The organism is Caulobacter ginsengisoli, from assembly GCF_030814835.1.
GTDB lineage: Bacteria > Pseudomonadota > Alphaproteobacteria > Caulobacterales > Caulobacteraceae > Caulobacter > Caulobacter ginsengisoli.
The window spans coordinates 236,811-247,968 of the sequence record NZ_JAUSVS010000007.1 but is presented as its reverse complement, the minus strand read 5'-3'; the positions used below and the strand labels follow the sequence as shown (position 1 = coordinate 247,968).

Annotated in this window: 2 protein-coding genes; both read left to right on the top strand. The window is 66.7% G+C overall.

Features of this window, described 5'->3' with window-relative positions:
• The first annotated feature begins 384 nt into the window (after positions 1 to 384).
• Positions 385 to 4,386 carry a cadherin-like domain-containing protein gene (locus QO010_RS17480; protein ID WP_307351256.1) on the top strand — a complete coding sequence of 1,334 codons (4,002 nt, stop codon included), beginning with the start codon at positions 385 to 387 and terminating at the stop codon, positions 4,384 to 4,386.
• A 495-nt stretch (positions 4,387 to 4,881) separates the two neighbouring features.
• Positions 4,882 to 11,076, top strand: coding sequence for a cadherin-like domain-containing protein (locus tag QO010_RS17475; RefSeq protein ID WP_307351253.1), 6,195 nt, complete (start codon positions 4,882 to 4,884; stop codon positions 11,074 to 11,076).
• The last annotated feature ends 82 nt before the right edge of the window (positions 11,077 to 11,158 follow it).

The window sequence follows — 11,158 nt, the reverse complement described above, 5'->3', positions numbered from 1 at the left end:
CCCGCTTGCGGTCTCTTCGACCAGGGACCCAACGGCCTACGCCCGCCAACATCAGGCATCAGCCCAACACCATCTGCAATACACAGGGACCCAGGCTTTTTTCTGTTGAGGGTAATTCTGACGGGTCTGAGCGGCTGTAAATCCGCTACGAAAAACACCTGGGTCCCCGCTTTCGCGGGGATGAGCGGGTGTGGGATGATGCTAAGTTCTTGAATTATCTCGATCTCAATCAAGTCCTGACCCCAAACCTCGCCACAACCCAGAACGGCGTTCCGCGAGTTTCGCGATAAAGTCGTGTTAAATTAGTCCACTCCCCCGCTCTTTGCGTGAGCTTTAGGGAATCCCCCGAGCGCCGATCGATTTTCGGCGAAAAGGGGATTGACCATGGCCATCAACGGCACGCCGAACGCTGACACTCTGGGCGGGACGCCCAACGACGACATCATCAATGGCCTAGGCGGCAACGACAAGATCGACGGCGGGGCCGGCGCCGATCAGATCGATGGCGGCGACGGGGCCGACATCATCAAGGGCGGCGACGGCGACGACACCATCACCGGCGGCAGTGGCAACGACAACATCGTCGGCGGGGCCGGCCGGGACATGGCCGTCTACGCGACCGCGGTCGCCGCGGCCTCGGCCGGCGGGACGCCGATCGGGACCTGGACCGGCGCTCTGCTGACCCTGACCACGGGCGGGGAGGGGATCGACATCCTCAACCAGGTCGAGACCCTGCGCTTCAACGGTCAGGACTTCGCCGTCACCGGCTACAACAGGGATGGCGCCTACAACGTGGTGGCCAACCTGGGCGCCGACAAGCAGCAGGTCGACCAGGGCTCGATCCTCAGCGGCAACGTGCTGGCCAACGACTACGACGTCGATTCCCGGCTGACCGTCACGGGCGCGCGCTCCATGGACGAGCGCAACGGAGCGCCGGCCATGCCGGTCGAGGATCCCAAGGCGGTCGCCGGTTCCAGCGGCTTCAAGGTCGGCGGCCAGTTCGGCACGCTGATCATCAATGCCGACGGGACCTACAGCTACCTCGCCAACGGCGCCGGGACCGACCACTTCCAGTACAGCGTCACCGATGGCGGGGTGACCCGCTGGGTCAACCTGGACATCACCTCAAACCACGTGAACCACGCGCCGGGCGCCGATGACGACGCCAATTCCGGCGACGAGGACACCACGATCAGCGGCCAGGTCCTGGGCAAGGACAGGGACGGCGACCCCCTGACCTTCACCCTGGTCAGCGGCCCGCAGCACGGCTCGATCAGCTTCCACAGCGACGGGACCTACAGCTATGTCCCGGACGCCGACTTCCACGGTTCCGACAGCTTCACCTTCAAGGCCAACGACGGGGCGCTGGATTCCGACCCTGCGACCGTCGAGCTGACCGTCAACCCGGTCAACGACGCCCCGGTGATCGACGAGGACATCCCGGTGGCGCAAGGCGGCCTGGACTCCGGGCTGCCGGGCGTGAGCTGGAAGGTCATCGGCAACTACGGCCCCGCCACGGGCGGCGGCGGCCTGGTCAGTGGCGGCGGCATCGGGCTGGAAGCCCTTCTCGCGGCGACCGGCGGCTACCTGACGTTGGAGCAGATCAACGCCGGCGGGACCTTCGTCAGCGCCGTGCTGGTCGATGTCACCTTCACCGTTCCGCCCGGCAATCAATATTTCGATTTTGCCTATGAGGTCGACCCTTCGAGCGGCAGCCACGACAAGCTGTTCTCGGTCCTCCCGCTTTTCGGCTTCTCAATCGACGACACGCAGTCGGACGCGTCGGGTCCATACCTGAAGGACAGAAACTTCACCGGGCCCTGGCCGGCGAACAGCCACGCCATGTTCGTCCTGATCGACTATTCCGGCGACGGCGGCGAAAGCTCGCTGGTCATCAAGTCCGTGACGCTCGGCAGCCAACAGTTCCTGGTCGGCGGCGCGACCAGCCCCGTCGAGGACACCCCCTTCAGCGGCCAGTTCCACGCCCACGACGTCGACGGCGATGCGCTGACCTTCAGCCTGGTGGCCGGCCACGGCCCGAGCCACGGCTCGGTCTCGATCCAGTCGGACGGCCATTTCGTCTACACGCCGGACGCCAACTACCACGGCTTCGACAGCTTCCAGTACCAGGTTAGTGACGGTCATGGCGGGATTGACACAGCGACCTACAGCTTCGAGGTCGCCTCGGTCGCTGACGCCCCGGTCGCCAGCGGCGCCTCGGCCGGCGGTGAGGAAGACAGCGTCATCAGCGGCCAGGTCCACGCGACCGACGCCGACAACGACAGCCTGACCTACAGCCTGGTCAGCGGTCCGCAGCACGGCTCGCTGAGCTTCCACAGCGACGGGACCTACAGCTACACGCCGGACGCCAACTACCACGGCCCCGATAGCTTCACCTTCAAGGCCAACGACGGGACCACCGACTCCAACACCGCCACGGTCAGCATCGACGTCGATCCGCCGGTCAACGACGCCCCGGTCCTCGGCGACGTCACCTTCAGCGGCTCGGGCGCGATGATCGCCGAGGACAGCAGCCTCAACGGCGCGCTGCACGCCACCGACGCCGACGGCGACAGCCTGACCTTCGGCCTGGCCGACGGCGGCGCGCCGGCCCATGGCTCGGTGTCGATCGCCAGCGACGGGAGCTTCACCTACACGCCCGACGCCAACTACAACGGCACGGACAGCTTCACCTACCAGGTCAGCGACGGGAACGGCGGGGTCGACACCGACACCCTGACCATCAACGTCACCCCGGTGAACGATGCGCCGCACGCCAGCAATGGCGCGTTCGAGGGCCTGGAGAACCATGCCATCTCGGGCGCCGTCTCGGCCAGCGATGTCGACGGCGACACCCTGGTCTTCGGCGCCGGCCGGCCGCCCCGGTCGCCCAGCGGGGCTCAGGCCATCAACAGCGGCGTGCAGCACGGCGTGCTGGACTTCCACAGCGACGGGACCTTCACCTACACCCCCGACCACGGCTTCTTCGGCACGGACGGCTTCGACTTCTTCGTCGATGACGGTCATGGCGGCCGCAACAGCGCCCATGTCAGCCTGACGGTCGAGGCGCACAACGAAGCCCCGGCAGCGGCGGACGCCAGCGCCTCGACCGACGAGGACACCGCCCTCAGCGGTTCCGTCAGCGCCACGGACGCGGACGGCGACAACCTGCTCTTCACGCTGGCCAGCGGGCCGAGCCACGGCTCGATCAGCTTCCACAGCGACGGCAGCTACACCTACACGCCTTCGGCCGACTACCACGGCGGCGACGGGTTCGACTACTCGGTCAGCGACGGCAACGGCGGGACCGACACCGGTCATGTCAGCATCGACGTCACCTCGGTGAACGACGAGCCCCGCATCGATACGCCCAAGAAGCTGGTCACCGACGAAGACCACGCCATCAGCGGCATGGCCAACGCCAAGGATGCCGACGGCGACGCCCTGAGCTTCGAGCTGGTCGACAAGGCGCCGGCCGGCCTGACCTTCAACAAGGACGGGACCTGGAGCTTCGATCCGACCAAGGCCTACCAGACCCTGGACTACGGCCAGGCTTCCATAATCACCTTCAGCTACCGGGCCTATGACGGTCATGCCTACTCCCCCGCCGTGACCCAGTTCCTGACGATCACCGGGGTGAACGAGGTCCTGAGCGGCGGCACGGCCGGCAAGGACACCCTGACCGGCGCGGCCATCGGCGACTGGATCGACGGCCTGGGCGGCGACGACACCATCAAGGCCATGGGCGGCGACGACCAGGTCTTCGGCGGTGGCGGGGCCGACAAGCTCTATGGCGGGGAGGGCCGTGACTACATGCATGGCGACCTCGGCAACGACCTGGTCAACGGCGAGGCCGGCGACGACCAGCTGTTCGGCGACGGCGGCAGCGACACCATGGACGGCAGCGATGGCGACGACACCATCAGCGGCGGCGACGACAACGACGTGGTCAAGGGCGGGGCTGGCAACGACTCCGTCTACGGCGACGCCGGCAACGACGACGTCCAGGGCGGGGTCGGCGACGACTATGTCTATGGCGGCGCGGGCGCGGACCGTCTCAGCGGCGGGACCGGGGCCGACCATTTCGTCTTCCTGGAAGGCGATCTGGGTTCGACCCTGGCGACCGGCGATACCGTCACCGACTTCAAGACGGTGCAGGGCGACGTCCTGGACGTCTCGGGGATCGACGCCAACACCAGCCTGGACGGCGACCAGGCCTTCTCGATCGTGGGCGGCTTCGGCCACCACGCCGGCGAGATGACCATGGCCTACAACGCCGGCATCAACGCCACGGTCGTCGCGATGGACACCAACGGCGACGGCGTCGCCGACTATGTGCTGCAGCTCACCGGCGATGTCAGCTCGTCGGCGGGCTGGGTGCTTTGAGGGGCTGGATCATCTTAGGATAGTGTTGGTGAAATGGTCCCGAAAAAGTCGTGCTAAATTATTCCACTCCCCGGCCTGCCGGGGAGCCGCTACCCCGGACGATGGTTAGCAAGGCGTTTCGGGCGCCGGGTCGACAAGGGCGGGGGGACGAGCGCGAATAGTGAGGAACAGTCGCCGAAAGGTTGGCCGATTTTCGTCTGTTCGCTTGTATTTATTCCACGGAAATCAAGCATTTCGTCGATCAGGAGACGGCTTGCCGAACGTGGTTTCTAATGTATTCTCAACCAAAAGGGGGAACGTCGACCCACTATGGGTCGATCGGGGGCTTAGACTGCAAACCGCCTAGTATTACCCAGATCGGGTAGTTGGAGCTGTCAGCTCCGATGGCCGCGCTATGCGCGGACGTTGGCGTTTGCGGGACCGTCCCTTCCCTCACGAGCATCGGCAATGGCGCGCCCCGGCGGGTGGCCGTGAATTGAAGAGAAGGTCTGACCCATGGCTACGATCAACGGCACTTCCGGCGCCGACACCGCCCTGAACGGCACGGCGGGCGACGACGTCATCAACGGCCTGGGCGGCAACGACAAGATCGACGGGGGGGCCGGCGCCGATCAGATCGACGGCGGGGCGGGCGCCGACATCATCAAGGGCGGCGACGGCAACGACGTCATCACCGGGGGGCTGGGCAACGACACCATCGTCGGCGGGACCGGCCAGGACACGGCCCTCTACCTGGCCACCTCGATCGCCGCCGCCTCGACCGGCCCGGCGCCGATCGGCAGCTGGAATGGCGCGATCCTGACCCTGGCCACCGGCTCGGAAGGCACGGACCTGCTCAACCAGGTCGAGAGCCTGAACTTCAACGGCCAGACCTTCGCCGTGAACGGCTACAACGGCACCACCCCCTACAACGTGGTGGCCAATCTGGGCGCCGACAGCGCCACGGTCGACCAGACCGGGATCACCACGGTCAGCGGCCAGGTTCTGGCCAACGATTACGACGTCGATTCCCAGCTGACCGTCACCGGCGCCCGCACCCCGCCTCTGGCCGCGCCGGGCGAAGCCATCCCGCTGGACCCCAAGGGCCCCCAGGCCATCAACGGCTTCGACGTGACCGGCGCCTACGGCACGCTGCATATCGCCACCGACGGCAGCTATACCTACGTCGCCAGCGGCTCGGGCTATGGGGTCGACCACTTCCAGTACAGCGTCACGGACGGCGGGATCACCCGCTGGGTCAACCTGAACATCACCGTCACCCACGTGAACCACGCGCCGGTGACCAGCGGCGGCTACAGCGTCACCGACGAGGATGCCTCGGTCAGCGGCTATATCTCGTCCTACGACACGGACGGCGACACCCTGACCTACAGCCTGGTCAGCGGCCCGACGCACGGCTCGCTGAGCCTCAATAGCGACGGCAGCTACAACTACACGCCGGACGCCAACTACCATGGCTCGGACAGCTTCTCCTTCAGCCTCAGCGACGGCCACGGCGGCTCCACCAGCGGCTTCGTCAATCTGACCGTCAACCCGGTGAACGACGCCCCGGTGACCTATGCCGGTTCGGGCAGCGCCGCTGAGGACCATGGCATCAGCGGCTGGGTCTCGGCCAGCGACGTCGACGGCGACAGCCTGACCTACACCGTGGTCAGCGGCCCGGCCCACGGCTCGGTGACCATCTCCAGCAACGGCCAGTATTTCTACACGCCGGACGCCAACTATCACGGCAGCGACAGCTTCACCTTCAAGGTCAACGACGGCACGGTCGATTCCAACGTCTCGACGTTCAGCCTCAACCTCTCGTCGGAGAACGACGCGCCGGCAGCCGCCGACGCCTCGGCCTCGACCAACGAGGACACCGCGGTCACCGGCTCGGTGCACGCCACCGACGCGGACGGCGACAGCCTGACCTACGGCGTGGCCTCCACGACGCAGCACGGCTCGCTGAGCCTGAACAGCGACGGCAGCTACACCTACACCCCGAACGCCAACTATCATGGCTCCGACAGCTTCGACTTCAGCGTCAGCGACGGCCATGGCGGGACCGACTACGGTCATGTCACCATCAATGTCGGCTCGGTGAACGACGCGCCGGTGGCGGCGAACGGCTCGGGCTCGGGCGCCGAGGACAGCAACATCACCGGTTCGGTCCAGGCTACCGACGCCGACAGCGATCCGCTGACCTACAGCGTCGTGTCGGGCCCGGCCCACGGCTCGCTGAGCTTCAACAGCGACGGGACCTACACCTACACCCCGAACGCCAACTATCACGGCAGCGACAGCTTCACCTTCCGCGCCAATGACGGCGCGGCCAACTCCAATACGGCCACGGTCAGCCTGAACGTCAGTTCGGTGAACGACGCGCCGCACATGCCCGACGCCGGCTACTCGACCAACGAGGACACCCAGGCCAGCGGCTCGGTGGCCGGGACCGACGCCGATGGCGATCCCCTGACCTACAGCCTGGTGAGCGGCCCCAGCCACGGCACGGTGACCTTCCACAGCGACGGGACCTACACCTACACGCCGGACGCCGACTACTGGGGCGGCGACAGCTTCCGGGTCAGGGCCAATGACGGGACGGCCAATTCCAACACCGGCACGGTCTATTACTCCGTCGTGGCGGTGAACGACGCCCCGACCGCCAGCGGTGGGTCCAACAGCACAAACGAGGACACCTCGGTCACCGGTCAGGTCTCCGGCGCGGACATCGACGGCAACAACATCACCTTCGCGGTCGTCTCGGGTCCGGCCCACGGTTCGCTCAGCTTCAACAGCGATGGCAGCTACACCTACACGCCCAACGCCAACTACCACGGCTCCGACAGCTTCACCTTCAGGTCCAATGACGGCGTCCTCAACTCGGCGCCGGCGACCATCAGCCTCAATGTCAGCTCGGTGAACGACCTGCCGGTGGCCTCGAACGGCTCGGCCTCGGCGCCGGAAGACACCGTCATCACCGGCGCGGCGCACGCCACCGACGTCGACGGCGACAGCCTGACCTACAGCGTGGTCAGCGGCCCGCAGCATGGTTCGCTGAGCTTCAACAGCGACGGGACCTACAGCTACACGCCCGACGCCAACTACCATGGCAGCGACAGCTTCACCTTCCGCGCCAATGACGGCCACGGCAACTCCAACCTGGGCACGATCAGTCTGGACGTCGATCCGCCGGTGAACGACAACACCGTGGCCTATAATGGCTCGGGCTCGGGCAGCGAAGACGGCATCATCAGCGGCTGGGCCTCGGCCTCGGACGTCGATGGCGACAGCCTGACCTACAGCCTGGTCAACGGCCCGGCGCACGGCTCGCTGAGCTTCGGGTCCGACGGCAGCTATCTCTACATCCCGGACGCCAACTATCACGGCAGCGACAGCTTCACCTTCAAGGCCAATGACGGCACGGCGGACTCCAACACCGCCACCATCAGCCTGAACGTCGCCTCGGTGAACGACGCGCCGGCCGCCGCCGACGCCTCGGCCTCGACCAACGAGGACACCACGCTTTCCGGTTCGGTCCAGGCCACCGACGCCGACAGCGACACCCTGACCTACGGGGTCGCTTCGACCACCCAGCACGGCTCGCTGAGCTTCAACAGCGACGGGACCTACACCTACACGCCCAACGCCAACTATCACGGCCCCGACAGCTTCGACTTCAGCGTCAGCGACGGCCATGGCGGCACGGACTACGGGACGGTCACGATCAACGTCGCCTCGGTGAACGACGTCCCGGCGGCGGCCGATGGCTCGGCTTCGGGCGCCGAGGACAGCAACATCACCGGCACGGTCCACGCCATCGACGCCGATGGCGACAGCCTGACCTATTCGGTCGCCTCGGGCCCGGCCCATGGCTCGCTGAGTCTGGGCAGCGACGGCAGCTACACCTACACCCCGAACGCCAACTACAACGGCTCGGACGGCTTCGACTTCCAGGTCAGCGATGGCCATGGCGGGACCGACACCGGCCACATCTCGATCAATGTCAGCCCGGTGAACGACGCCCCCGTGGCCGCCGACGCCTCGGCCTCGACCAACGAGGACACCGTCCTCTCCGGCGCGGCGCACGCCACGGACGCGGATGGCGACAGCCTGACCTACGCCCTGGCTTCCGGCGCCCAGCATGGCTCGCTCAGCTTCAACAGCGACGGGACCTACACCTACACCCCCAACGCCAACTATCATGGCTCAGACAGCTTCGACTTCAGCGTCAGCGACGGCCATGGCGGGACCGACTACGGCCATGTCGCGATCAACGTCGCCTCGGTGAACGATGCGCCGGCAGTCACCCCCACCGTCAGCGTCTCGACCTTCGAGGGCGCCGACCCCTTCGCCGGCTGGGCCACGATGGGCCACGTCGCCGGCGGCGCCGGTTCGACCGGCGTAAACTGGAGCGGCCAGGCGGGCATCATCTATGGCGACGGCGTGTCGCTGGAGCAGATCAGCGCCTTCGCCGACGCGACCGGCCTCGATGCAGCCATCCCGGGCGTCCAGACCAGCGGTTCGGGCATCCGCCTGGACTTCGACACCACGGCCGGACAGGCCTGGGAGATCCGGCTGCGCTTCTCCACCGGCGACACGGTCGACGGCGACGCCGCCATCTTCATATCGGATGAAAACGGTCAGATATTCTCCCTCCGCACGCTCAACAACGGGAACAATCTGCGCCTCCACAACGACAGCACGACCGCGGGCCATCACAGCCTCTACCTGGTGGTGATCGGCGGCGGCAATGCCGGCGCCGTGCCGCAGCTGCAGCTCGATGGCTTCCTGATCAACGGCGCCGCGGCCACCATCGACACCACCCACAGCTATGTGAAGGAAGACAGCGTCCTCAACAGCCACGTCTACGCCACCGATCCGGACGGCGACGCGGTGACCTACGCCCTGGCCAGCGGCGGCCAGGCGGCGCACGGGACCGTGGTGGTCAACGCCAACGGCAGCTTCACCTACACCCCGACCGGCAACTACAATGGCGCCGACAGCTTCACCTACGAGGTCAATGACGGCCATGGCGGGGTGACCACGGCCACCCAGCAGATCACCGTCGAGCCGGTGAACGACCTGCCGGTGGCCGCCGGCGCCTCGGCCTCGACCAACGAGGACACGGTCCTGTCGGGTGCGGCGCACGCCACCGACGCCGACGGGGAGACCCTGACCTACGCCCTGGTCAGCGGGACCGCGCACGGTTCGCTGAGCTTCAACAGCGACGGGACCTACACCTATACCCCGGCCGCCAACTACCATGGCGGCGACAGCTTCACCTTCCGCGCCAACGACGGCCACGGCAATTCCAACACCGCCACGGTTTCGATCAATGTCGCCTCGGTGAACGATGTCCCGGTCGCCCAGATCGGCTCGTTCAGCGGCAACGAGGACAGCACCATCAGCGGCGCGGTGCACGCCACCGACGCCGACGGCGACAGCCTGACCTACTCGCTCTATGGCGGGGCGTCCGCGCCGGGCGGCAGTTCGGCGATCCAGGCCGCGGGCGTTCAGCACGGCGCGCTGGACTTCCATTCGGACGGCACGTTCACCTACACGCCGGACGCCAACTATCACGGCTCCGACAGCTTCCAGTACCGCGCCTATGACGGCGCGGCCTATTCGGCGCCGGTGACGGTCTACCTGAACGTCAATTCGGTGAACGACCTCCCGGTGGCCAGCGCCGGCGGGACCTACGGTATCGGCGAAGACGCCACCGTCAGCGGCCAGGCCTCCGGGTCGGACGCCGACGGCGACAGCCTGACCTGGTCGACGGTTTCCAGCATCAGCGGCCTGACCTTCAACGCCGACGGCTCCTGGACCTTCGACGCCTCGGCCAACGCCACGGCCCAGGCGCTGAACGATGGGGAAACCGGGACGCTGAGCTTCAGCTATCACGCCTATGACGGGACGGCCTATTCCAACACCGTCTCGGTCACCCTGAACATCACCGGCTCGACCGAGCTGATCAACGGCACCGCCCTGCGCGATGTCCTGAACGGCACGGCCTATGGCGACAACATCAACGGCCTGGCCGGCAACGACGACCTGTATGGACTGGGCGGCGCCGACACGATCAACGGCGGCGACGGCAGCGACAAGCTGTACGGGGGCGACGGCGCCGACACCCTGAACGGCGGCAATGACGCCGACACGGTCAATGGCGAAGGCGGCAACGACACGCTGAGCGGCGGTGACGGCAACGACACCATGGACGGCGGCGACGGGGTCGACATCGTCGACGGCGGCAATGGTAACGACGTGGTCAAGGGCGGTATCGGCAACGACTTCGTCTATGGCGGCATCGGCGATGACAACGTCCAGGGCGGCGAGGGCAACGACTTCGTCTATGGCGGGGCCGGCAAGGACTCCCTGCTCGGTGGGACCGGGGCGGACACCTTCGTGTTCACCGACGGGGACCTGACCAACCTGGCCGGGACCACCGACACCATCACCGACTTCAAGTCGGCGCAGGGCGATATCCTCGACCTGTCGGGGATCGACGCCAACGCCAACATCATCGGCAACCAGGGCTTCACCTTCGTCGGCGCCTTCACCAACCATGCGGGCGAGATGACGCTGAGCTTCAACAGCGGGACCAACACCACCACCCTGGGGCTGGACACCAATGGCGACGGCGTGGCGGACTACCTGCTGCTGCTGACCGGCAACGTGAACAACCCCAACGGCTGGCTGCTGTAGGTTTTGAACAAGGGGCCGCCCGGCGTTTCCAGCTCCGGGGCGGCCCCGCTTAAGGTGCTCACAGCCGGCGTACGCGCCGGCT

What these genes read in the sequence shown, in the direction of transcription:
- QO010_RS17480 (WP_307351256.1), top strand. Translation starts at nt 385, where the DNA reads ATGGCCATCAACGGCACGCCGAACGCTGACACTCTGGGCGGGACGCCC.
- QO010_RS17475 (WP_307351253.1), top strand. Translation starts at nt 4,882, where the DNA reads ATGGCTACGATCAACGGCACTTCCGGCGCCGACACCGCCCTGAACGGC.